Source organism: Paenibacillus marchantiae (genome assembly GCF_028771845.1).
GTDB classification, from domain to species: Bacteria; Bacillota; Bacilli; order Paenibacillales; family Paenibacillaceae; genus Paenibacillus; species Paenibacillus marchantiae.
Genome location: NZ_CP118270.1, coordinates 400,347 through 424,124 on the forward strand (window position 1 = coordinate 400,347; position 23,778 = coordinate 424,124).

The 23,778-nt window shown below is 48.3% G+C and carries 20 protein-coding genes; 3 read left to right on the plus strand and 17 right to left on the minus strand.

All coding sequences use genetic code 11. From position 1 onward, the window contains the following. Nucleotides 1-29: 29 nt before the first annotated feature. From PTQ21_RS02020 to ftsE, 5 genes are all read right to left on the minus strand, one after another. Nucleotides 30-1,355, minus strand: coding sequence for a PDZ domain-containing protein (locus PTQ21_RS02020; RefSeq protein ID WP_274568622.1), 1,326 nt, complete (start codon nt 1,353-1,355; stop codon nt 30-32). Nucleotides 1,356-1,419: 64 nt separating this feature from the next. Then, nucleotides 1,420-2,889 carry a S41 family peptidase gene (locus PTQ21_RS02025; protein ID WP_063567507.1) on the minus strand — a complete coding sequence of 490 codons (1,470 nt, stop codon included), beginning with the start codon at nt 2,887-2,889 and terminating at the stop codon, nt 1,420-1,422. A gap of 134 nt (nt 2,890-3,023) precedes the next feature. After that, nucleotides 3,024-4,301: a murein hydrolase activator EnvC family protein gene (locus tag PTQ21_RS02030; protein WP_063567508.1), complete on the minus strand. Its 1,278-nt coding sequence runs from the start codon at nt 4,299-4,301 to the stop codon at nt 3,024-3,026. Nucleotides 4,302-4,454: 153 nt separating this feature from the next. Continuing rightward, nucleotides 4,455-5,372 carry a permease-like cell division protein FtsX gene (gene ftsX, locus PTQ21_RS02035; RefSeq protein ID WP_063567509.1) on the minus strand — a complete coding sequence of 306 codons (918 nt, stop codon included), beginning with the start codon at nt 5,370-5,372 and terminating at the stop codon, nt 4,455-4,457. Next, nucleotides 5,362-6,048: a cell division ATP-binding protein FtsE gene (gene ftsE / locus PTQ21_RS02040; RefSeq protein ID WP_024631580.1), complete on the minus strand. Its 687-nt coding sequence runs from the start codon at nt 6,046-6,048 to the stop codon at nt 5,362-5,364. The genes ftsX and ftsE overlap by 11 nt, the downstream gene beginning before the upstream one ends. A 252-nt stretch (nt 6,049-6,300) precedes the next feature. Here ftsE and PTQ21_RS02045 point away from each other — a divergent pair, with 252 nt between their 5' ends. Beyond that, on the plus strand, nt 6,301-7,734 hold the full coding sequence (locus PTQ21_RS02045; RefSeq protein WP_063567510.1) for a VanW family protein: 1,434 nt from the start codon (nt 6,301-6,303) through the stop codon (nt 7,732-7,734). A 160-nt stretch (nt 7,735-7,894) separates the two neighbouring features. Here the strand turns inward: PTQ21_RS02045 and PTQ21_RS02050 are convergent, their stop codons facing one another. From PTQ21_RS02050 to PTQ21_RS02065, 4 genes are all read right to left on the minus strand, one after another. Continuing rightward, the gene (locus tag PTQ21_RS02050) at nt 7,895-9,454 is read right to left on the minus strand and encodes an MDR family MFS transporter (RefSeq protein WP_063567511.1); all 1,560 of its coding nucleotides are present in this window, start codon (nt 9,452-9,454) and stop codon (nt 7,895-7,897) included. A gap of 73 nt (nt 9,455-9,527) precedes the next feature. Next, a complete protein-coding gene (locus PTQ21_RS02055) occupies nt 9,528-10,223 on the minus strand; it encodes a hypothetical protein (RefSeq protein ID WP_143038172.1) in 696 nt (231 codons plus the stop codon). Nucleotides 10,224-10,256: 33 nt separating this feature from the next. Beyond that, a complete protein-coding gene (locus PTQ21_RS02060; RefSeq protein ID WP_063567513.1) occupies nt 10,257-10,982 on the minus strand; it encodes a polymer-forming cytoskeletal protein in 726 nt (241 codons plus the stop codon). Nucleotides 10,983-10,996: 14 nt separating this feature from the next. Continuing rightward, on the minus strand, nt 10,997-11,620 hold the full coding sequence (locus tag PTQ21_RS02065; RefSeq protein ID WP_274568623.1) for a YhbD family protein: 624 nt from the start codon (nt 11,618-11,620) through the stop codon (nt 10,997-10,999). Nucleotides 11,621-11,841: 221 nt separating this feature from the next. Between PTQ21_RS02065 and PTQ21_RS02070 the strand changes: the two genes are divergently transcribed. Beyond that, nucleotides 11,842-12,630, plus strand: a complete 789-nt coding sequence (locus PTQ21_RS02070) for an alpha/beta hydrolase (RefSeq protein ID WP_274568624.1) — start codon at nt 11,842-11,844, stop codon at nt 12,628-12,630. A 168-nt stretch (nt 12,631-12,798) separates the two neighbouring features. Here the strand turns inward: PTQ21_RS02070 and argH are convergent, their stop codons facing one another. From argH to argC, 8 genes are all read right to left on the minus strand, one after another. Then, the gene (gene argH, locus PTQ21_RS02075; protein WP_269054041.1) at nt 12,799-14,202 is read right to left on the minus strand and encodes an argininosuccinate lyase; all 1,404 of its coding nucleotides are present in this window, start codon (nt 14,200-14,202) and stop codon (nt 12,799-12,801) included. Nucleotides 14,203-14,309: 107 nt separating this feature from the next. Beyond that, nucleotides 14,310-15,545 (minus strand): argininosuccinate synthase, encoded by a 1,236-nt coding sequence (locus PTQ21_RS02080; protein WP_274568625.1) that lies wholly within the window; start codon nt 15,543-15,545, stop codon nt 14,310-14,312. A gap of 93 nt (nt 15,546-15,638) precedes the next feature. Then, nucleotides 15,639-16,607: an ornithine carbamoyltransferase gene (gene argF / locus PTQ21_RS02085; protein WP_072733580.1), complete on the minus strand. Its 969-nt coding sequence runs from the start codon at nt 16,605-16,607 to the stop codon at nt 15,639-15,641. A gap of 199 nt (nt 16,608-16,806) precedes the next feature. After that, nucleotides 16,807-18,063: an acetylornithine transaminase gene (locus PTQ21_RS02090; RefSeq protein WP_274568626.1), complete on the minus strand. Its 1,257-nt coding sequence runs from the start codon at nt 18,061-18,063 to the stop codon at nt 16,807-16,809. A 365-nt stretch (nt 18,064-18,428) separates the two neighbouring features. Further along, nucleotides 18,429-19,268, minus strand: a complete 840-nt coding sequence (argB, locus tag PTQ21_RS02095) for an acetylglutamate kinase (RefSeq protein ID WP_274568627.1) — start codon at nt 19,266-19,268, stop codon at nt 18,429-18,431. Between the two features lie 74 nt (nt 19,269-19,342). Continuing rightward, entirely contained in the window at nt 19,343-19,495 is a 153-nt protein-coding gene (locus tag PTQ21_RS02100) for a hypothetical protein (RefSeq protein ID WP_274568628.1), read from the minus strand. A gap of 91 nt (nt 19,496-19,586) precedes the next feature. Then, nucleotides 19,587-20,825 carry a bifunctional glutamate N-acetyltransferase/amino-acid acetyltransferase ArgJ gene (gene argJ / locus PTQ21_RS02105; RefSeq protein WP_274568629.1) on the minus strand — a complete coding sequence of 413 codons (1,239 nt, stop codon included), beginning with the start codon at nt 20,823-20,825 and terminating at the stop codon, nt 19,587-19,589. A 116-nt stretch (nt 20,826-20,941) separates the two neighbouring features. Continuing rightward, nucleotides 20,942-21,991 (minus strand): N-acetyl-gamma-glutamyl-phosphate reductase, encoded by a 1,050-nt coding sequence (gene argC / locus PTQ21_RS02110; protein WP_269054042.1) that lies wholly within the window; start codon nt 21,989-21,991, stop codon nt 20,942-20,944. A 330-nt stretch (nt 21,992-22,321) separates the two neighbouring features. On the opposite strand from argC, the gene cls reads away from it, so the two are divergent. Next, nucleotides 22,322-23,770 carry a cardiolipin synthase gene (gene cls, locus PTQ21_RS02115; protein ID WP_072733585.1) on the plus strand — a complete coding sequence of 483 codons (1,449 nt, stop codon included), beginning with the start codon at nt 22,322-22,324 and terminating at the stop codon, nt 23,768-23,770. Nucleotides 23,771-23,778: the final 8 nt, after the last annotated feature.

Consider the following 23,778-nt stretch of genomic DNA (forward strand, 5'->3'; position numbering starts at 1 on the left):
AATATGGCGGAGGAAATACCCTTTCTTCATTACATCTCTACAGATCTTTGCTCCCCCGCCGGGGCGGGTGGCAATGCTAGTGGAGCCTCAACATCAAGCTGATCTTTCCGACGTCGTGCGAACAACTTGAGACTTACGATATGAAATAGAGTTAACGGACGCAAGCGGAGCGCCCAGGCTTCATGATTGTCCGGGGCCATGAGCACGCCAAGCTGATGATGCTCACCTTCATAGATCGCCCGTTGCATGAATTTGCTCTCACCCTGATGATTGCGTACCTCTAGCTTACAAAAGGCCGGATTCATACGCAAAGCACGATGTAATTGCTCCGGCGAATGCACCAATACGCCATTCACCTTGTACAAGGTCTCCCCAGCCTCAATCCCCAGTTCTTCCGCGGGACTATCAGGAATGACACCCAGCACCTTCAGGCCGTGCTCAGGGTGTACAAACAGCGGGCTGCGGTTTTGCTCCTCGAAGCCACTGTACCACACCAGGAACTCATGCCCAATGAAAGCAGCCAAGGCTGCAACAAACATGAGTGGAGACCACCATGCAGCCAAGAGACTGAGCACAAGTAGCCCTGTCCCATATAGCAGCAATCGTTTTGCGGAAATCTGGACTTTTTTCCCGGGGAGCATACTTTGCGTAACTTCTCCGAATCCCAGCATAATCGGTAACGCAACCAACATGTAGCCATTTCCTCCGCTGATCAAAGCGGTCCATGGCAATTCGGCCCCGCCCGTAACTGGAACAAGAATCAGTAACGGAATCGGCCAGAAATGCTGCAACTGGTATCCTCCAACGAGCTTGCCGCGTTTACCTTCGAAGAGCAAAGGCGATGCCATGGATACCCCTTGCATACGTACCATCAGTGCTTCACCGATATGTAATACTGCTGCGAGCACAAGAAGTGCAGGCATATCCAGCGCACGTAATGCTTCAGTGACACTTCCCATCCATCCTGCCGGCTGCCAGCCCGAAGCCAGATTTAAACCAAACTGCAACACGCCAAGCAAACCTGCAGCATAAGCAAAACATAAGTATCGGATACGGAATAATGCCAGAAATAACGTAGCTGCCCATATACAGATCAGGCTGCTCAGTGTAAGATGTGCCCCAAGAAACAACGACACGATTGAGACCATTGCACCAATCACAATACCTCCAAGTACTGCACGAATGGTCTGTGTGATCGAGCTTTGCAGACGAACGTGGAACAATTTACGTTCCTGTAAGAGTTGACGATGATAAACGAGAGTAATCAAGATTACCGCAATATAATAAAACGGCTGAATAAACAACTGCAACAATGCTTCTCCTAATGTGGTCAACCATGGCCAAGCCCATTCCATTGTGGACGGTCACCCCTCTCCTTCAGCCGGTTCAGAAAAAAAGAAGGCTGAAAATCAGCCTTCTTTATGGCTTCGACACTGCGGACGAAATATCCTTTGAGACATTTTCGATCGCGCGCTTCAGCTGTGCATCATATTGAGGATTGGCAATGCGTTCAATCAGAGCCGCTTCCAGTGATTCCGCGGTTTTCTCATCAATCTGGCCAGTTGCCTGAATGCCTTTTTGTTTCTGGAATGCTTTGACCGCTTCTTCTGTCTTCTGGTCATAGTATCCATCTACACGATCCGGCTTAAAGTCAAGTCCTCTCAGCATCGTCTGCGCACTTTTCACATCCGTGCTATTGCTGTCGTATTTCAAAGGTAATTTTTCTTTGTTGATTGGTGCCACCGAGAAGTAATCCGGCTGGTTCACCGCAATATCCGGTTTGATCCCTTTTTCGTGAATCCAGTCTCCGTTCGGAGTCAGCCATTTCGCAATGGTGATTTTCAGCAGACTGCCATCACCCATCTGCTTGTCATAACTCGTTTGTACGGTTCCTTTACCAAAGGAGTTTTCTCCAACCAGCGTTGCGCCTGCCGACTGTTGCAATGCACCAGCCAAAATTTCCGACGCACTCGCGCTTCCTTTGTTCATCAATACCGTAATTGGGTACGATTTACCTGATCCGTTCGATTTGCTTTGTTCCTTTTTACCGTTCTTGTCTTCGACTTGAACAATAACTTTGCCTTTCGGAACAAATTGCTCTGCAATATCAATAACGACCTGCAAAACACCACCCGGGTCATTACGAACATCAATGATCAGGCCCTTCATGTTCTGCTTCTCCAGCTTCGCCAGTTCTTCTTTGAAGCGATCTCCTGTGTTCAGCGAGAATTGGGTGATCGTAATAACACCAACACCGTTATCCTCCATGTGGGCGTACACCGTCTCCAGATCAATGTCATCACGTACAATGACAAAGTCAATCAGTTCGGAAGATCCGGCACGTTTAACCTGTACCTTCGCTTCACTGCCTTTTGGACCTCTGATTTTGTTAACGGCTTTGTTCAGTTCCAAACCTTGCAGAGATTCACCATTCACGGACATGATCATGTCTTTCGCGCGAATACCCGCTTTCTCGGCAGGTGATCCTTTGATCGGTGATACCACTACGACATTCCCGTCCTGTGAGGATACCTCTGCGCCGATTCCGGTAAATGAACCTTCAATCGACTCCTCGAACTGGGCTGCTGTTTCCTGCCCCATATAGTTGGAGTACGGATCACCAAGGGATTCCATCATGCCGTTGATCGCACCATCAATCAGTTTGGTTTGATCCACGTCTTTATAGTAGTTGCTTGAGATCAAATCCATCGCGGTTTCAATCTTCTTCAAATCGTTCTTCTGCTGCGAACTGCCAGTAACGCTTGCGAGCAATCCTTCCCCAGGTGTCGTCTGTGCCAGGCCAGGAGAGCTCATCAGCACCAGCGTAAGCAGGCTGCCTCCGAGAAGGGCTACAATGACAAGCAGCAGGGCCGATCTTTTCTTCATCATCCGTTTGTCACCGCCTTTAGTATTGAAGCGTGTCAAATTCAATTGTTCCGTGAATCATTCCCTGAACATGCCAGCTTAGTATATGCCTAGCTTGTACGGAATATGTTTGTTCCATTCCAACTGTTGGCTAAAAACTACAAATAGTTAAATGGATTCACTGCTGTTCCATTATCACGTACTTCAAAATGCAAATGCGGTCCAGTGGAGTTGCCTGTACTGCCTGATTCAGCAATTATATCGCCACGGCTTACCGTGTCACCCTTGCTAACCTTAAATCCGCCTTCACGTAAATGACCGTATAGCGTCCATAATCCGCCTCCGTGGTCAACAATGACGGTGTAACCATATCCACTATACCATTCAGCCATGATGACGATCCCGCCTGAAGCGGCATGAACGGACGTTCCTTGAGCAACAGCAAAGTCTACACCTGCATGCATTTTACCTACTTCGCCCGTGATCGGGTGAATACGAGGCCCAAAACCGGAAGATACACGCGCACCTGATACTGGCATCCCAAAGATGCCGTTACCACTGGAGTATGTGCTACTACTGCTGTTGGAGCTGACCTTGGTCGGCGCCTTCGCAGCAGCCGCGGCACGTGCAGCAGCTGCTGCTTTTGCTTTGGCGGCCGCCGCCGCTTGTTGCTCACGCAATTTATTTTTCTCTTGCAGAAGGGCCGAACGCTTGCTGGCAATCTGCATCAATACATCTTCCTGTTCTTGCGTCAGCTCTTCAGACTCTTCAATTTTAGCATCATAGGAAGCGAGAAGCACTTGCTTCTCCTGTTCCTTCTCATTCAATTGGGACTTACGTTGTTTCTTCTGCGCATACAGACTCTTGGCTTCTGCATATTGCACATCGAGTTCTGCTTTTTTGTCCACGACGAGCTGCTTGTCCTTTTTGTGTTCATCCAGCAGATGCTGATCCTGATCCACAATCGTTTTCAGTGAATCGGCACGAGTCAGGAAATCAGTGAAGCTTGTGGAAGTTAACAACACATCGAGATAAGAAACGGCACCATCTGTATACATCAGCCGTACACGTGATTCAAGTAATTTCTCTCTTGCAACGATACGTTCTTCTGCAGCTTGCAGATCTTTTTTCGTTGTCCGGAGATCCTCTTCCGTATTTTCAATCTGCAAGGATACGTTTGCCAGCTCATCACTAACCACATTGATCTGCTCCATGACGACTTTCAAGTAAGCATTGGTCTTGTTCTTGTAATGCTGGGCTTCCTTTTTGTTGCTGGCAGCCTTTTGCTGCTCCTTTTTGGCCGAAGCCGCCTTGCTCTCCAGTTGCTGAATCTGCTGATCAATGTCGCTAATGCTACTCTTGGCATATCCGTCAGAAGGCTGAAGCGTCAAACTGGCCAATAACGTTAGAGCCAGCAGCGAAGCTGTTTTTTTCAAAATGTGATCCCCCATCCTATGAATTCACAAGAAAGCAACCTGCACAGGTGGTGAACAGCATGTTCTTTGCTTTCTTTACACTAAAGACTCCGTCTTTACTACATATCGTCAAACAGCGTTCATATATGAACCTGCTTTGCCATTCTTTTTCGATTAAACGTTAAGAGACTTACGGATGGACAATGTACTTCCCAAAATACCAACCAGCACACCCAGTCCGATCAACAATGTTCCAAACAGCAGCCAAATATCACCGAGTGGAATCAAATTAAGCATCTGCATGAATACATCCTGACCGATTGTGGCCATCAGGCGGCTGTAACCGAAGAACAGTACCGCTACCGTAATCGCCGAACCGATCAATCCAATCAATGCCCCTTCGACAAAGAAAGGCCAGCGAATGAACGTGTTGGTTGCTCCAACCAGTTTCATAATACCGATCTCCCGGCGCCGGGCCAGAATCGTTACGCGAATCGTATTCGAGATCAGGAACATGGACATTAATCCCAGTCCCCCAACAAAAATAAATCCGATATTCCGGACAAGCTTCGTAAATTTGAACAACACTTCCACTGTTTCCTTGCCGTAGTTCACTTTCATGATCGGCTTCTCCGGGTGTTTATCGTTCAATGCTTCGATTTTTTGCGCCACAAAAGTGACGGTTTCCGGTTCAATAACCTCTACTTCAATGGTCTCCGGCAGTGGATTGTTATCCACATCGAAACCGCTTAGCACATTGTCTGCACTTTCTCCGAGACGTTCACGGAACTCTTTGAGTCCCTCCTCTTTGGAGACAAAACGAATTTCACTGACTTCAGGCATCGCACTGATTTCCTGCTCCAGCGTGTTACGCAGGTTCTCATCCACGTTCAGCTCAAGAAACGTACTAATCTCGACCTGGCTGTCCACCTGGTTGGCCATGGAATTCACATTGAGCACCAGCAGCATGAACACGCCCAGAATGAGCAGAGACACGATAATGGACATGATGGAGGCCACGGACATCCAGCCGTTGCGGAATACGTTCTTGAATCCCTCCCGTAAATGGCGCAAGAGAGTACTAAAATTCATAACCGTATTCCCCTCTCATCTGATCCCGTACAATCTGTCCCCGTTCAATCGCAATAACCCGTTTACGCATCGTATTAACGATATCCTTGTTGTGGGTTGCCATGACAATGGTTGTCCCGCGGAAATTAATTTCATCCAGCAGTTGCATAATGCCCCATGACGTCTCCGGATCAAGGTTGCCCGTAGGCTCGTCCGCAATAATAACAGACGGATTGTTCACGATGGCACGTGCGATGGCAATACGCTGCTGTTCCCCACCCGACAACTGTGAAGGTTCACGATTCGCCTTGCTGCGCAATCCAACCAGATCAAGCACTTCCATCACTCGTTTCTTAATGTGACGCTTCGGTGCTTCAATAACTTCCATGGCAAATGCCACATTCTCAAATGCCGTCATGCGTGGCAGCAACCTGAAATCCTGGAACACAACGCCGATATTCCGGCGTACGTAAGGAATTTTGCGTGGCTTTAACTTTCCGATATTAAATCCGTTAATGGATATTTGTCCTTTGGTCGGAACTTCTTCCCTGTACATCAATTTCATAAATGTCGATTTGCCTGCGCCGGACGGACCGACGATATAGACAAATTCATTGCGGTCGATCTTCACCGACACCCCTTGTAATGCGTGGGTACCATTGGCGTAGGTCTTCCACACGTCCTGCATTTCTATCACATCATCACTTCCCGTTGCATAGTTAGCCATTATCATTTCGACACAATCTTGGCATTTCCTTTAAAAAGACCTGAATTTCATCAGGGAAAATCCATTTCGTCCCTTTTTCGATGGTGAAGCATGGATTCATATGAATTTTATTGTAACAAATTTGTTACCTATTGAGTACCCGAAAGTTTTCCATCATTGGATCATATATATGGAAAGTGTTACGAAATGCGGAACAACAGAAGTACAAAGGAGCGTACGGATATGAAAAAAATACATTTGATGGTCATTGCACTGTTCTCCATCCTATTAATCGGTTCCGCGTCCTATGGATTGCTGTATATGTACGTGAACCAACCCGCCCTACCGGAAGGGGTACGTGTTGCGGAGTGGTCGGTTGAGGGCGTGAATCGCAAGGAAGTTCTACCGGCGCTGGATGAACGATTAAAACAAATGGAAGCATGGCCGATCACCCTGGAGGTTGACGATCCTACACCAAAAACAATGATGTTCACCGCCGCCCAGACAGGCGCAAGCTACAGTGCTGATGACTTCCGGACAGCTGTGCAGCAATTGGATGAAGGCAATCTGTGGGAGCGCGCGTATGCCCGATATCATTTCATCAAGGAATGGTCTCTGAAGCTGACTTACAATTCAAAATCGTTGAAAGAGCAGCTTACCCCTGCCTGGGAAAAGGAAACCTTCGGTACACCCGCGAACGCTGTTCGCCGCATTACCGCAAGTGACAAGGTCCAGTACATCCCGGAAAAAGGCGTCCGCCGGATCGCCTGGGATGAACTCGCGAGCCAGATGCAGGCTAAGCTGCACCGGGATTTCGCTCCACTGGACCATGATGCGAAGCCCAACCCGCTGTTGATTCAGCTGCCGTTGTATACACTGCAACCGGAAGTGACTCTCGATTCGCTGCGCCAAGAGGGAATTGACCGGAAGATCATTCAGTTCTCCACTGGCCTTGGAAACAGCAGTGCAGGCCGGATACATAACGTCAGCGCAGCAGCGCAAGCCGTTAACGGCATGATTTTGCCGCCAAATGGTACTTTTGATTATGAGAAGGTCATTAGGAAGGCCGAGGAAGACTATGGTTTCCGGGAAGCCCCGGTTATCGTGAATGGACAGCTGACCCCCGGCATTGGAGGCGGCATCTGCCAGGTATCGAGCACCGTTTACAACGCAGCCCTGTTGACCGGACTGGACATTGTAGAACGCCGCAACCACTCCCTGCCCGTCAAATATTTGCCGAAGGGGCTGGATGCCACGTTCGCCTCAGGTTCCATCAATTTTCGGTTCAAAAACAATACCGGCAAGTCTCTACTCATTCATGCCAAAGTGGAAGGTGGAAGCTTAACCGTCAAATTTTTCGGGACCTTCCCAGAGAACGTCAGTTATGCCCTGGAATCCCGTACAATTGAGACATTAAGTGCTCCCGTCAAATATGTATCGAGTAATGTGCTGCCTGACGGCGCTCAACAGGTGCTCCAAAACGGTCAACCCGGATATATTGTGGAGACGCTGCGCACCAAAAAGGTAAATGGTAAAATTGTCGAATCCAAAACCATTACACGTGACACATACAAAGCCCAGAATCGCCTGATTGCCCGCTCTGGTCATACTAACCTGCCTGATCCCAAAGAGCCATCAGTTGTAGAGGATGGCATCAGCGACACGAAGCAGCCTTAATCTTACTTTCACATGAGTGCAAATAGATACGCTCAATTGAGCAAAAGTAATAACAAATAGAAAAAGACACATCTCCTGTTCCCCATTCGGGGTCCTTCGAGAGATGTGTCTTTCGTTTGTTTTACAGATACATATTGTGTATTGATTAGACTGAAACCTTTTAATGTCCGCCTGTGTACTCTTTCTGCTCCTCACCGATAACCATCTTCTCATTACCCATAAAGAAGGCAGCAATCAACGCGAGTGCAGCCGGGATCGCAGCCCAGGCAAAGAGTTGCACGATAGATGAAGACAACGCATGCGTAATGGTATCCAGCACCTGAGGCGGAATCGCTTTTCTCAGCTCTGGCGACAGCAGCGCATGTGGATCACTCAGATCCACTCCCTGAGGCACGCCTCCTGCTGGAGCACCAGCGCCCCCTGCTTCCGCCGCTGATCCGGCGAGGGCATCATTCATTTTGCGCGTAAATACCTGGCTCTGCACGATACCAAAGATCGTAATGCCCATCGTCATCCCAAGTGAACGCAGGAAGTTAAGTGTAGAGCTTGCTGCTCCGCGTCGTTGCGGTTCAAACGCGTTCATGGCTGCATTGCTGAGTACCGAGAATGACGCCCCGACACCGAGACCAATCATCACCATGAATATACGTATCGTCCATAGAGATGAAGTTTCATCCAGTGTCGTCAGCAATCCAAGACCAACCACAAGCAAGGCCAGTGTAGGAATCATAATGTTGCGATACTTGATTTTGGTCATCAGTACCCCACCCATGGAAGCCGTCACAACGGACCCCAACATCATGGGCAATAACACGAGACCAGAGTTGGTCGCTTTGCCACCGAGTACCCCCTGGATGAAGATGGGAATGTACACGGATGCGGTAATAAACGCCGCACCACTGAACATGCCAATAACGTTACTGGACCAGTACACCCGATTGCGGAACATGCCGAAGGAGATAATGGGCTCCTTGGCTCTCGTTTCTGCAAACAGGAAGAGCAGCGCTAGCACCACGAATCCGGCAAACAAACCAAGGATCTGCCATGAGCCCCAGGCATACGTTTTGCCACCCAGTTCAAGCCCGAAGATGAGACAGACTACCGCACCAATCAGTGTGATAGCACCCAGCCAGTCAATCTGTTGGGATTGATGCTGATGAGATTCCTTGTAGAAAAATGCAATAAACACAAACGCAATCAAACCAAGCGGCAGGTTGATATAAAATACCCATTCCCATGTCGCATACTGCGTGATGTAAGCACCCAGCAGCGGACCAAATACGCTGGATAAACCAAACACAGCTCCGAACAAACCGCCCAATTTACCCCGTGATTCCGGTGCGACCACATCAAACATGATCGTAAAGGCAATCGGCACCAGAGCACCTGCACCAATACCTTGAATAGCTCTGTACATCGTCAGCTCAACGATTGATGTTGCCGTTCCACATAATGCGGATCCGAGCATAAATACCAGTATTCCGAAAACAAAAAACTTCTTCCGTCCGTACATGTCGGATAACTTACCAAATATTGGCATACCGGCCATCTCGGCCACCATGTAAGCGGAGGTCACCCATACGAACTTGTCGAGCCCACCTAGCTTCCCGACAATGTCGCCCATAGCTGTTGCCACGATGGTATTGTCCATCGAAGCCATCAGTATGCTTAGCAGTAACCCTGCCAGCACCAATCCAATATTATTTTTACGTGTAGCCATTCTACTCAATCTCTCCCATTCACATCCGATTCATATGACTGAATTAGTATATCCGAAAAGTTACGGCGGATAATCAGTCCAAGGACCGATTGCTTTGCACCAAAACTTCCGATTGCGGATGAATTTGCAGAGAAGAGCGGTATTCCACAGTACCAATTCGGCACCCAGGGCCAATTTTTATTTTATCTCCTCGTACAACCTCGGCCTCCGTGTTCTCAAGTTCAATTTCGTCGCCTTCGATTAGATTGGCCTTGAGAATAGACTTGTTACCAGTGAACAAACCCTCCAGCAGTTTTCCCCGCGAATTCTTTACTGATATGATGGAACCGCCCATTTCCTTGACCTCGGATGGACCCATAATTTTAAGTGTCATACTTTCGGCACTGAGCATACCCGTTATCGTAAAACGGCCATTCAACTTCATATTCTCCACCTGACAATCGCCTGACACATGAAGCTCGCCTACTACTTTCATATGTTCAGCTTTTGCATACAGGTTAGAAGTATAATTGCCCTCCTGATCTTCGTCGCGGGCAGCAGCCCGCTCTTTCAGGGTAAGGGTTCCCGTAATTTTGATATCCGTTGATTCCAGAGATCCGTATATGACGGATGTGCCAGTGCATTTGAATTGATCACAGATCAGATTATCATTAAATGAGGAATCCCCCACTACCTTGACCTTGCCGTACACACCGCCAGAAGAACTGCCGTCGCCGATGATGCTAATGTCATGTTTTTTATCCAATGAACCAGCAAAATGGTTATTCAAATCCATCACATCCCTTTCTTTTCATATCAAAATTTAAATCCGCTGACTGCTGCCCACCTTGGCATCTGGATCAACCTCTAGTTCACCCGAATATTCGACCAACCTGATGTTACAGCCACGACCGATATGAACCTTGCTACCACGAACAATATCAGCCTCGGTATCTTCCAGCACGATTTCATCCCCCTCAATCAAGGATGACTTGAAGGACGGAGTACCGCCTAGGCCAATACTTTTCCAAAAACCAGTCTGTTCCTTACGCCGAATATCAATGCGTTCCCCGCCAATCTCTCTCGCCGAAGAAGATGTATGCAGCCTGATCTCTACCGTTCCCGCATTCAGAAAGCCACTAATTTTAATATTGCCCTGTACGTTCAAAGACTCACATTGTACATCGCCCTCAATATCAATCACGCCACCAATATCGATGCGTTCCCCATCTACCCGTCCGCGAACAGTACACTTCCCGTTGACTTCAAGCTCAGGGCTTCGGAGGTCTCCGTTAATGGTTGTTAAGCCATCCACACGAACACGAGAACTAATCAAGGGGCCGTTCAGCGTGCACATGCCGTTGATCGTTGCACTCTCTGAGCTCAAAGCACCGTGCATCTTCAATGTTCCATTCACATTCATGGAGGTACAGTCCAGGTTACCGTTTACTTTAGCCATGCCATCGATAGATACCCGGTGAAAATTCCCGCCTGCCGTTTGGCTCATGCCCGCTACGTTCAGATCATTGCGCAAATTACGTTCCTCCATATATGATCCTCTCCTTATCCCAATTTGAGTTTTAACTCTTCCATGAACGTCCCCATCGACTGCCTGAGAACGACCTTCACACCATTATCAAAATAAAGCTCTGTTCCTGCTGTTACCAGCATGAATGAAGGGACACCCATCTTGCGAATAAGCACCAGCTCGCTTGGTTTGCCTGTGAAACGATAATAATGCTCGGACATGACATCGATTAGCAGCGTACCCTCCTGCCGGGTAATATCTCCGCTCATTAGCAGCTTATCGAGTACATAAAGCATCATGATCTGCTCCAAAGCATACAGCGGCCGCTCCCGACCCGCTTCTTTCAACAGCTCAAGCGAAATGTTCGAAACAATGTTTCGCTCTAACAGCTCCTGAGCGGACATTTCCACTTCACCCAGCGTTGGTGAAAACACGTCTGCCAGTTCATCCAGTGACAAGCCGTCTTTCATATTGAGAATCTTGTCAATCCGCAGTAAAATCTGTTGTTTTGGAAAAAAAGTTTCTTGTCCCGTATAGGACGACTTCCGAATAAACCATTCCTCCGGAATGAGATTCTTCCGTTTCCAGCGGTACAACTGGCCGTAGGAGATACCCGTCAGGTCCAGCAATTCTTTTTTGGAGATCAAATCATCCGTCATATATGGTCCCCCTTTGTGTTGAAAAGAGTGTAACATAACATTGTTACGCTGTAAAGAAGATGAATAACTAGTGGTGAATTTCTTAATATTGCAATGAAAAGACTTTACGTTTAACCTGTTTATGATAGACACTATGGAACCATTATGGATTCAGATCCCTTCCTATTGAATCGGGTCAGAACACATCGTTAATGGACTTATGAAAGGGGTTTCTCCTATATATGGCACTTATTAAATGTGACTTTTACTCTGACACGCTTGGTCTGAGCACCAGCATGCATGTTATTCTTCCACAACAGACCCACAATCAGATTGGCATGGAGAACGTATCCGGCCCGGGGTTACATCCCACGCTGTATCTGCTGCACGGGCTATCAGATGATGACTCCATCTGGCTGCGACGAACATCCATTGAACGATATGTTGCGGACCTCGGTATTGCCGTTGTGATGCCTCAGGTACATCGCAGCTTCTATACGGATATGGAGGAAGGCGGACGCTACTGGACATTCATCAGTGAAGAGCTGCCTGCACTTGCACGTTCCTTCTTCCCGCTTTCACACAAACGTGAGGACAACTTTGTTGCCGGCTTGTCCATGGGTGGCTACGGAGCATTCAAGCTGGCACTTCACAAACCGGAGCAATACGCCGCTGCGGCAAGTTTGTCCGGAGCGCTCGACATGGTAGCGCATATGGATAACCGAATTGTTAAGGCATTAAGTGATGCTGAGTTCAAGCGGATTTTCGGAGCAGAGATTAAAGGTTCGGAGAATGACTTGCTGCATCTGCTCGAAGAAAGCAAAGCAATTCAGGGTCCAAAACCTTTGCTCTACCAATGCTGTGGGACAGAAGATTTCCTGTATGAAGAGAATCAATCGTTCCGTCAAGCTTGTGCACAGACCGATTTCCAACTGACGTACGAGGAAGAACCCGGTGGACATGACTGGGGATATTGGGACGAGAAGATCCAGAATGTGCTGAAATGGTTGCCTTTGCGTGAACGTGAATAGCGAACACTGGCACTCCAATGACAGAACAACCTTACGATCGCTGTTATCGTGTAAATGTTGAGTTGAACATTCTAGATCGTTGTAACACACAAAAAAGCAGGCCTTGAGAAGAAATTCTCGGCCTGCTTTTGCGTTGTATATCTTTATTTCATTCTAGTAACTGTGGCATTATCCCCGATTGGTGATCCATTGCTCTGTAATTTCCAGCACCTTTTCACTCCGTCCAATCGCCTCAGCCACCTGATTGGAAGCTGTTCCGCCGTAAACATTACGAGCATTTACAACCGCTTCTGGTTGCAGCACGTCGTAAATACGCTCATCGAACAACGGAGAGAACTGACGGAATTCATCGATGGTCAGATCCAACAGATACTTACCGTTCTGGATACAATACAATACCGTCTTACCGATAACTTCATGCGCTTGGCGGAATGGCAAACCTTCGCCCACGAGGAAGTCCGCAATATCTGTAGCGTTGGAGAAATCCTGATTGACTGCTTGACGCATCCGACCCTTGTTGACCGTCATCGTTGCAATCATCGGAGCGAACAATTGAAGTGCACCTTCCAGCGTTGCTACCGTGTCAAACATGCCTTCCTTGTCTTCCTGCATGTCTTTGTTGTAAGCGAGCGGCAGAGATTTCAACACGGTCAGCAAACCGATTAGGTTGCCGTACACACGTCCTGTTTTACCACGAACGAGTTCCGGAACGTCTGGATTTTTCTTCTGTGGCATAATGCTGCTGCCTGTGCAGAATGCATCATCCAATTCAACAAATCCAAACTCCGTGCTGCTCCAAAGTACCAACTCTTCGCTCAGACGGGACAAGTGAGTCATGATCAGCGAAGCGGCTGCCAGGAACTCTACGATAAAGTCACGGTCGCTGACCGCGTCCAGACTGTTCTCGTATACACCATCGAAGCCCAGCTGTTCAGCCACAAAATGACGGTCAATCGGGAACGTTGTGCCTGCAAGCGCACCTGCACCCAGTGGCAAGACGTTAATGCGTTTGTAGCTGTCCATAAGACGCTCTGCATCCCGTTGGAACATCGATACATACGCCATCAGGTGATGAGCGAACAGAATCGGTTGTGCACGTTGAAGATGCGTATATCCCGGTACAATCGTATCAAGATTATCTTTGGCTTGTCCGATCAGCGCTTCCTGCAACGAGTGCAGCATGCCAACAAATCCAACTACGCGCTCACGCAAGTACAAGTGCATATCCGTCGCCACTTGGTCATTCCGGCTACGTCCTGTATGTAATTTGCCGCCTACAGGGCCGATGGTATCGATCAGGTTTTTCTCAATATTCATGTGGATGTCTTCATCCGATACGGAGAATTCCACTTCGCCTGCACGGATTTTGTGCAGAACAGTGATCAAACCTTCTTTAATCGTCTCTACATCCTCTACTGGCAGAATTCCACATTTGCCCAGCATTGTTACATGAGCCAGACTTCCTTGAATATCTTCCTCGGCCAACGCTTTGTCAAAGTTGATTGACGCTGTATATTCCTCAACCAGGTGATTGGTTTGTTTGGTAAAACGTCCTCCCCACAGCTTGCTCACAGTGAGTACTCCCCTTTCGCTCATGGACAAAGCCGCTCCTGCCAGATGTGCAAGAACGGCCCGCCTTGTCAGTTATTATCGTGATGCTTTATATGCATAATGAAAAATTAGTTTTTGTTTTGTTCCACACCGGAATTTACTTTCAAACGTAATGCATTCAGGCGGATAAAGCCCGTTGCATCTCCTTGATCGTAGGCTTGTGTTGGATCAGCTTCCATCGTGGCAATGTCCGGGTTGTACAGGCTGACAGGGCTTTTCACACCTGCGCCGATGATGTTGCCTTTATACAGTTTCACACGAACGGTACCTGTTACATTTTTCTGGCTTTTAGTCACCAGCGCTTGCAACGCCAGACGTTCTGGTGCGAACCAGAAGCCGTTGTAAACGAGTGTGCTGTAACGTGTAATCAGGCTATCACGCAAATTCATGACTTCGCGATCCATCGTGATGGATTCCATTTTGCGGTGAGCAGTGAACAGAATTGTTCCACCTGGTGTCTCGTATACGCCACGGCTCTTCATGCCAACGAAGCGGTTCTCTACCATGTCCACACGGCCGATACCATGTTTGCCACCAAGTTCATTCAGTTGCTCCATCACTTGCAGTGGGCTCAGGCGCTCACCATTCAGTGCAACACAGTCACCTTGTTCGAATTCAAGTTCAACATATTCCGCTTGATCCGGCGCATCTTCAGGTGCACTGCTAAGCAGGAACATGTCTTTGTTCTCGTCCGCACTTGGATCGAACCAAGGATCTTCGAGCACGCCGCTCTCATAGCTGATATGCAGCAGGTTACGGTCTGTGGAGTATGGTTTAGCCGCCGATGCGGTTACCGGAATGCCGTGTTTTTCTGCGTAAGCGATCATCTCGGCACGTCCAGGGAACTGATTGCGGAATTCTTCCAGACGCCAAGGCGCGATGACTTGGATGTCTGGTGTCAACGCAGCTGCGTTCAACTCAAAACGAACCTGATCATTCCCTTTACCCGTAGCGCCGTGAGCAATCGCAGTAGCGCCTTCTGCACGAGCGATATCCACCATACGTTTAGCGATCAGTGGACGTGCGATACTTGTGCCAAGCAGATACTGTCCTTCATAAAGGGCGCCTGCTTGGAACATTGGATAGATGAAATCTTTGGCGAACTCGTCGCGCAGATCGTCGATGTACACTTTGGAAGCGCCTGTAGCGAGAGCTTTTTCCTCAAGGCCGTCCAATTCATCCTTTTGTCCGATATCCGCCGTAAATGCGATAATCTCCGCATCATATGTTTCTTTCAACCATTTCAAAATTACAGATGTGTCCAACCCGCCTGAATACGCGAGTACAATTTTTTCTTTAGCCATGTGTGGTGGTCCTCCCCAAGATCAGTTGCTATAAACTTTTATCTATCATCGCGAAATCTGCGCCTAAAATCAACCCATTCAGGCAAACAGCATCTATTCGCTCATTAACGCAGCCATCAATGCTTTCTGCGCATGCAGTCGGTTCTCCGCCTGATCAAAGATCAGGGAGTTAGGTCCGTCAATTACCCCAGCACTCACTTCTTCTCCGCGGTGAGCTGGCAGGCAGTGCAGGAACATATAATCCGGCTTCGCGCCTTTCATCAGTTCCTCATCGACCTGATACGCAGCGAATGCTTGTTCACGAATCTTCTGTTCCTCTTCAAAACCCATGCTCGCCCATACATCCGTATACACGATATCCGCATCTTTCACAGCTTCCTGAGCACTGTACGTTACAGTCACCTGTGAGCCGCTCTCCTGTGCAATGCTGCGCGCCTGCTCTACAACTGCGCTGTCAGGCTCATAGCCTTCCGGAGTCGCTACTGCAACATGCATACCCATCTTCGCTGCACCAAGCATAAGGGAATGAGCCATGTTATTGCCGTCTCCGACATAAGCCATTTTCAGACCTTCCAGCTTGCCTTTGTGCTCCAGCACAGTTTGGAAGTCTGCGAGTACTTGGCACGGATGTGCTGCATCGCTCAGTCCGTTAATAACCGGAATATCCGCATGTTGTGCCAGTTCAGTCACATTATGGTGTCCAAAGGTACGAATCATGATGCCGTCCAGGTAACGTGACAGGACTTTGGCTGTATCATGTGTCGTTTCCCCGCGACCGAGTTGGATATCATTTTTGCTCAGGAAGAGCGCGTGTCCGCCCAGTTGGAACATACCGACTTCAAAAGATACACGCGTACGTGTAGATGATTTTTCAAAAATGAGTCCGATCGTTTTGCCTTGGAGTGGCTGATACGGCACACCGTTTTTTTGTTTGCCTTTAATCTCAATCGCAAGGTCCAGCAAATAGCGGATTTCCTCCGCTGTATAATCTGTAAATTCAATGAAATCTCGGCCTCTAAGATCGACCTTCTGTACCTTTTCCGTCTGTTGCGCTTGTGTCATGTTAGTGTTGTCCTCCTTATTTCCGGTTCCCTGCACCCGCATGGGCAGAAAAGTGTAGAAGGTTGATATCTTGCCATCCGACTACTCACTTTCATCTTCCGCTAGTTTACCGCGCGGCTACAGGGATTCATGATTCATCATTTAGTTCCGCTTCGAGGCCCATGAAGGCCCCGAGTCAGAAAGGTTGTATAAAGCCTTATTAAGCGTTCTTCGCAGCCACATGCTCTTCAATCAACGTAGCTACCAAGGATACCGCCTGATCTATCTCTTCCTTGCTCACATACAAGTTTGGAAGCAGACGAATGACATTCGGTCCTGCGGAAACAAAGAGAATGCCTCGTTTCTGACCAGCAAGCACGATGTCGCCTACCGCTTCAGCACATTCGATTCCAACAAGCAGACCCAAACCCCGAACTTCTTTTACAAACGAATTACCAGCCAAACGCTCCCGCAGAGAGTTCATCAGGTATTCGCCCATTTCAGCTGCACGCTCTGGCAAATGATCTTCGAGCATGGTCTCAATCGTTGCAATAACCACAGAAGAAGCAAGCGGTGTACCGCCAAACGTTGTTGCATGACTGCCCGCAGTAAACGCATCCTTCAAATAACCTTTACCCAGCATCGCACCTACAGGGAATCCACTACCAATACCTTTGGCTACCGTGAAAATGTCCGGCTCAATGCCATAATGCTCATGCGCGAACAGTTTGCCTGTACGTCCCATTCCGGTCTGTACTTCGTCTACAATCAGCAGCAATCCATGCTCTTCACACAGTTTGCGAACGTGGTGGACAAAATCTGGTTTGACCGGATGCACGCCGCCCTCGGCTTGCACCATCTCCAGCATGATCGCTGCTGTATTGGGTCCGATTGCCGCTTCGAGAGCCGCTGTGTCATGCAATGGTACGGTTAAGAATCCGGCTGGCAATGGCAAAAATCCTTCTTTCACCTTATCCTGCCCAGTTGCTGTCAAGGTTGCGAGTGTCCGTCCGTGGAAGGACTGGGCAAATGTAATGACTTCGTACCGACCTGTGCCTTTTACCTTCTGGTGATAGCGACGCGCCAGTTTGATTGCCGCTTCATTCGCTTCTGCACCACTGTTACAAAAGAATACAGCGTCTGCGCACGTATTTGCTGTCAACAAAGCCGCCGCTTTTTCCTGACCGGGAATCTGGAACAGGTTAGATACATGCCACAGCTCATCAATCTGAGCTTTCAGCTTGGCTCCGACTTTCTCCGGTGCATGGCCCAGACTCGTTACAGCCAACCCGCACATGAAATCAAGATAACGATTGCCCTGATCATCCCACAGCCAGCTACCTTTACCTTTGACCAAACTGATTGGATAACGCGCATACGTTTGGAAAAGAGAGCTTTCCGTCTGTGCCGCTGCACCTGTCGCTGCTACGCCCGCTACTGCTGTGCCAGAACCTGGCTGTTCATTGCCTTTTGCCATCACCTATCACTCCTTATTTGTTGGTATGAGTACACTAGGCAAACCATATAAGCTAAACCTGCTTTCCACAAGGCCACTCCGATTGCAGTCCACCTTCCGAACATATGCATACTCCCACTTCGATGACAGAACAACCTTCCGATCGCTGTTATCCCCAGATTTCTTTGATTAATTGTTTAAAGGTGGAAATCCAGTGATAAAGGCGCACGCTCCGCTTCTTCAGGTTATTTCTGTCCTCTCCGTTCTCGCGTTTTTGTTTCTTCAGATTGGTACTGCACTCTCCGTTCTCGTGTCATGTCCAGTTCATCTTATATAAAAAATGCCGTGTACATAATGTTGATTCCTCTGGTTATCACAACTTCACCTTACTGCATACGGATAATTCGGGTTCCGATCGTTTCTCCGCCGAGCACACGGCTCAGGATCTGTGGCTCGCTGCCATCTACGATGATGACCTCACGCACTTTGCCGTGAATACAAGCGATGGCTGCACGTACCTTTGGAATCATGCCGCCATAGATTTCTCCGGTTTGGATCATATCCTCAATTTCCTGTACAGAGACGGATTGCAGTACTTTTTTCTCGCCGCCTACATTCTTCATGATGCCAGGGACATCGGTTACTACGATCATCCGACTCACTCCGAGATGGGAAGCTACCGCACCTGCGGCTGTATCCGCATTGATGTTATAGCGCTGCCCGGATGCATCCACACCAACTGGCGCGATAACTGGCATATAGCCCATTTCCACAATGCCTTGAATAATCTCCGCGTTAACCCCCGTTACGTCGCCTACCCAACCAATCTCTGCATGGTTGCTAACCGGTTTCGCTTGAATCAAACCACCGTCCACACCCGACAAGCCCAGCGCACGTCCACCAACACGTTGGATTAGACGTACGATCTGTTTATTAATACTCCCCGCAAGAACCATCTCCACGACGTCCAGCACGGGTTCCGTTGTTTTGCGCAATCCGTTCACAAACTCGGTCTCAATGCCCAGCTTCGCCAAATTATCCGAGATCACAGGGCCGCCGCCATGTACGATGACAGGCTGAGTTCCCTGGGACTGCAAGTCACGCAGATCCGCAAAAAAGGATTCAGGCAACGCCGCCAACGTGCTGCCTCCGCATTTCATTACAAACGTCTGCTTCTCGGCACCTGCTTCAGTTCCGGTACTCTCATTTTGCAATGTTGAATTCATGAGGACACTCCTTTCAATTCAAATATTCTAAAAGGCCTAACACTTAATAAATCCAGATTAGACGGGTCTAGCCGTTACAAATTCGGATCGTTCTTTTGATCGCTGTTGTCTCCAAGTTTTTTGGATTCCCCTTCTCTAAGGGAAAAACTCAGAGACAAAGGCGAACGCTGCGCTTCTACAGAATCGATTCCGACTTTTTCACTATCCCCGTCAATGATCAAACTCAAAAAGTTTAATCCTTATAGATGTTCTACATATTTTTGTAAAGCAGCTTTTCAATAATGAAGCTGCTAGATTAACTAAACTAACCACAAAATATTACGTGCGGTATGCCGCGTTAATTCGTACATAGTCGTACGTCAGGTCACAGCCCCATGCGATGGCTGTTCCCTCGCCGTGGTGCAGATCGACCACAATACGTACGGTATCGGTCTGCAAGTAGGCCAGAGCCGCTTCTTCGTCGAATACGACTGGACGGGATTGGGCGAGTACAGGGATTTCTCCCAGACGGATATCAACCGTCTCCGGGTTCACTGGCTGTCCCGCGCGCCCTACGGCTGCGATAATTCGTCCCCAGTTGGCATCTGCGCCAAACATCGCGGATTTCACCAGGCTGGACCCAATGACGGTCTTTGCAATAGCTTGCGCAGATTCATCACTTACGGCACCCGTTACCTGTACTTCTACCAGCTTGGTTGCTCCTTCGCCATCGCGCGCAATGGCTTTGGCAAGCACTTCGCACACATATGTGAATCCTGCAGCAAAAGCATCCCAATCCGGATGTTCCACGGTCAGTTCTTCGTTACCTGCCAGACCACTGGACATTGCGACCAGCATGTCGTTCGTGCTCGTATCTCCATCCACTGTAATCATGTTAAATGTATGATTGGTCGCCTGACGCAGCAGGCGCTGCAACGCTTCTGCACCGATGACCGCATCAGAGGTCATAAAGGCCAGCATGGTCGCCATATTCGGATGAATCATCCCCGATCCCTTGGCAGCACCGGCAATGGTAATCGTTTTGCCGTTCACCTCAACGGAGACGCAGGCTTCCTTTTTCACCAAATCGGTTGTCAGAATAGCTTGGGAAAAATGCTCCGCTTCTTCTGCTTCCTTGCCCAGACGTGCCGGAAGTCCGCTAATCCCCGAGTGTACAGCGTCCATCTTCAGCAATTCACCAATGACACCTGTAGAAGCGACAGCAACATCCTCTTCTGCTACCCCCAATTCACGTGCAGCCGCCGTACGCATGGCGTAGGCATCCTCTTCACCTTGTTGTCCAGTACACGCATTGGCATTCCCGCTGTTCACGATGACTGCCTGAAGGCGTCCATTGCTCAAGCTCTCACGTGTGACTTTCAGAGGTGCGGCCTGGAACACGTTCGTTGTATACACCGCAGCTGCTGTTGCCGGCACGTCACAGCGGATCGCTCCGATATCGTTACGAGAAGTTTTTTTCAATCCGCAATGCAGTCCACCAGCAGTGAACCCGTGCGGGGTTACAATCGTTCCGTTCTCAACTATTGTAAAAGCCTTTTGCTCCACATTTGTTCCCATATGTTATCCCCCGTTATGCGTTCGGCTGCATGCCGATTGTCCGCTTGCTTTGCCTGATCCGTCTTCCCCACGTGGTTTCGGAATTGCGTCTAGACACTCTCCCAATGATTCAAACCTTATGGATATACCGGCGTCATGTTCAGCCCGAGGTTCTCCTCCCATCCCATCATCAGGTTCATATTTTGAATGGCTTGCCCGGATGCACCTTTTACCAGGTTGTCGATGACCGAAATAATCGTCAAACGACCTGTACGAGGGTCAGCTGCAAATCCGATATCACAATAGTTCGATCCGTATACTTCCTTCGTTGAAGGCCAGATCCCCGGCTCACGTACACGCACGAACGGCCGATTCTCATAATATTTGCGGTACAGATCAACGATTTCACGGTCACTGTGTTCACCAGTTAGATTGGCATACATCGTACTCATGATTCCACGCGTCATCGGTACCAGTTGAGTTGTGAATGTTACAGTGACTGGAGTTCCAGTGATATTCCCCAGCACTTGCTCAATTTCAGGAATATGCTGATGTTTGTTCAGTTTATATGCTTTGAAGTTCTCATTCATTTCTGCATAATGATTCGTCAAACTTGTTCCCCGTCCCGCACCCGACACTCCAGATTTGGCATCAATAATAATACTGGAAGGATCAATCCATCCTGCTTCAACAGCTGGAACCAATCCGAGTAACGTAGCCGTTGGGTAACAGCCTGGGTTGGAAATAAAGTTCTTGCCCTTCACTTCGTCGCCATACACCTCTGCCATGCCGTATACCGCCTGTTCCAGCAATGATGCAGATGGTGCCGGATGTTTATACCACTCTTCATAAACCGTTCCATCCTTGAGTCTGAAATCTCCAGACAGATCAATGACCTTAAGACCTGCTTCAAGCAGACTCGGAACGAGCTTTGCGCTTACACCAGACGGGGTTGCTGTGAACACCAGATCTGCACGACTTGCGATCTCAGCCGGGTCTACGCCGTCGAGTGGCCTCTGAATCACGTCCGTCAAATGCGGGAATCCATCTGCGATGGACTCACCACTGCTGGATGAAGAGATTACCGAAGTAATTTCAACCTGCGGATGGTTCTGGAAAAAACGAATCAGCTCCACCCCGCCGTAGCCGGTGGAACCGACGATTGCCACTTTTAATTTGTTATTCACTCTCGCTCCCCCAATCTTGTCGTATGCGCTACTTATACTGTTCTCCTGCTCCAAAAGAGCTTTCATACAGCAATTCCGTCGCTTCTATGCATATTTGTGTATTATTATACGACTCTAGTTATATAAATACAACACTCTATCATCAATTTTACATGGATTCTCATCGCTTCCGAACATATCTTTCCAACATCTGCGGACGAACCCGTATACTTCTGCTAAAATACGTATTATAGGAAACATTACAACCAGGGTCTAATTCATAATCAATCTACACGATGAAGGGTTTATGAATGGATTCATGATGGTCATTATGAGACATGGGGGACTACAGTGCATATCGAATCCATTTTACTTGTTGTACTCCTGGGCCTGAATATTATTTTCGCTGCAGCGGTCGTTTTTTTCGAACGAAAGGATGCCAGTGCATCCTGGGCTTGGCTGCTCGTCTTGAACTTTATTCCGGTGTTCGGGTTTGTACTCTACTTATTAACAGGGCAAAACCTGACGCGCTACCGACTTTTCCAGTGGAAAGAGCGCAAGAAGCTTGGGCTTGAAGAACGTATTGCTGCCCAGCTTGCACAGCTGCAAGACAATAGAACACCTTTCCGTAATCAAGCGACAGAGAGTAGTCAGGACATGATTTATATGAACCTGAAGCAAAACGATGCTCTGTTGACCGAAGACAACGCGGTCGAGATTATTACCGACGGAACAGACAAATTCCAGCGGTTGCTCGATGATATCGAGGCAGCGAAAGATCATGTTCACGTGCAATACTACATTTATAGAGGTGACCGACTCGGCAAAAGAATCCGGGATGCACTTATTCGTAAAGCGCGCGAAGGTGTCAAAGTTCGTCTGCTGTATGACGCGCTGGGATCGCGGCGGGTATCCAAACGCTTTTTCAAAGAATTGCGCGAAGCAGGCGGTTTGGTTGAGGTCTTTTTTCCATCCAAATTCAGTCTGATCAACCTGCGTATGAACTACCGAAATCACCGTAAAATCGTCATCATTGATGGCAACCTTGGATATACAGGCGGGTTTAATGTAGGGGATGAATATCTCGGCTTGAATTCCAAGTTCGGTTACTGGCGCGATACTCATTTGCGTATTCAGGGTAATGCTGTTCATGCTCTTCAGACCCGTTTTCTTCTCGATTGGAATGAAGCGTCTAAGCAGCACGATACCCCATATGTTCCGGCGCATTTTCCTCATATTGAGGGCACAGGAACAACCGCCATGCAGATTGTATCCAGCGGACCGGATGCAGAGACAGAGCATATCAAGAACAGTTATCTGAAAATGATTAATGGAGCCAAACATTCGATTCTGATTCAAACGCCTTATTTTATTCCAGATGCCAGTGTATTCGAAGCCATTCGTCTTGCGTGCCTGTCAGGAATCGATGTTCGAATTATGATTCCAAATAAACCGGATCACGCCTTTGTATATTGGGCTACGCTATCTTATATCGGTGAGTTGTTAAAGGTGGGAGCAACTGTTTTCATCTACGATAACGGCTTTATTCATGCCAAAACGCTCATTATCGACAGTATGGTCGCATCTGTGGGAACCGCTAATATTGATTACCGCAGCTTCCGACTGAACTTTGAGGTAAATGCTTTTATGTATGACGAAGCGATTGCGACTACTCTTGTGCAGACGTTTGAGCATGATCTTCTTGTATCCCGTGAGATGACACTGGAGGAATACAATAAACGCAGTGTGAAGATCAAATTTAAAGAAGCGATTTCTCGTCTGCTGTCTCCGATTCTGTAAATACAGTA

What these genes read in the sequence shown, in the direction of transcription:
- PTQ21_RS02020 (WP_274568622.1), bottom strand. Translation starts at nt 1,355, where the DNA reads ATGGAATGGGCTTGGCCATGGTTGACCACATTAGGAGAAGCATTGTTG.
- PTQ21_RS02025 (WP_063567507.1), bottom strand. Translation starts at nt 2,889, where the DNA reads ATGATGAAGAAAAGATCGGCCCTGCTGCTTGTCATTGTAGCCCTTCTC.
- ftsX (WP_063567509.1), bottom strand. Translation starts at nt 5,372, where the DNA reads ATGAATTTTAGTACTCTCTTGCGCCATTTACGGGAGGGATTCAAGAAC.
- PTQ21_RS02045 (WP_063567510.1), top strand. Translation starts at nt 6,301, where the DNA reads ATGAAAAAAATACATTTGATGGTCATTGCACTGTTCTCCATCCTATTA.
- PTQ21_RS02050 (WP_063567511.1), bottom strand. Translation starts at nt 9,454, where the DNA reads ATGGCTACACGTAAAAATAATATTGGATTGGTGCTGGCAGGGTTACTG.
- PTQ21_RS02060 (WP_063567513.1), bottom strand. Translation starts at nt 10,982, where the DNA reads ATGGAGGAACGTAATTTGCGCAATGATCTGAACGTAGCGGGCATGAGC.
- PTQ21_RS02065 (WP_274568623.1), bottom strand. Translation starts at nt 11,620, where the DNA reads ATGACGGATGATTTGATCTCCAAAAAAGAATTGCTGGACCTGACGGGT.
- PTQ21_RS02070 (WP_274568624.1), top strand. Translation starts at nt 11,842, where the DNA reads ATGGCACTTATTAAATGTGACTTTTACTCTGACACGCTTGGTCTGAGC.
- PTQ21_RS02080 (WP_274568625.1), bottom strand. Translation starts at nt 15,545, where the DNA reads ATGGCTAAAGAAAAAATTGTACTCGCGTATTCAGGCGGGTTGGACACA.
- argF (WP_072733580.1), bottom strand. Translation starts at nt 16,607, where the DNA reads ATGACACAAGCGCAACAGACGGAAAAGGTACAGAAGGTCGATCTTAGA.
- PTQ21_RS02090 (WP_274568626.1), bottom strand. Translation starts at nt 18,063, where the DNA reads ATGGCAAAAGGCAATGAACAGCCAGGTTCTGGCACAGCAGTAGCGGGC.
- argB (WP_274568627.1), bottom strand. Translation starts at nt 19,268, where the DNA reads ATGAATTCAACATTGCAAAATGAGAGTACCGGAACTGAAGCAGGTGCC.
- argJ (WP_274568629.1), bottom strand. Translation starts at nt 20,825, where the DNA reads ATGGGAACAAATGTGGAGCAAAAGGCTTTTACAATAGTTGAGAACGGA.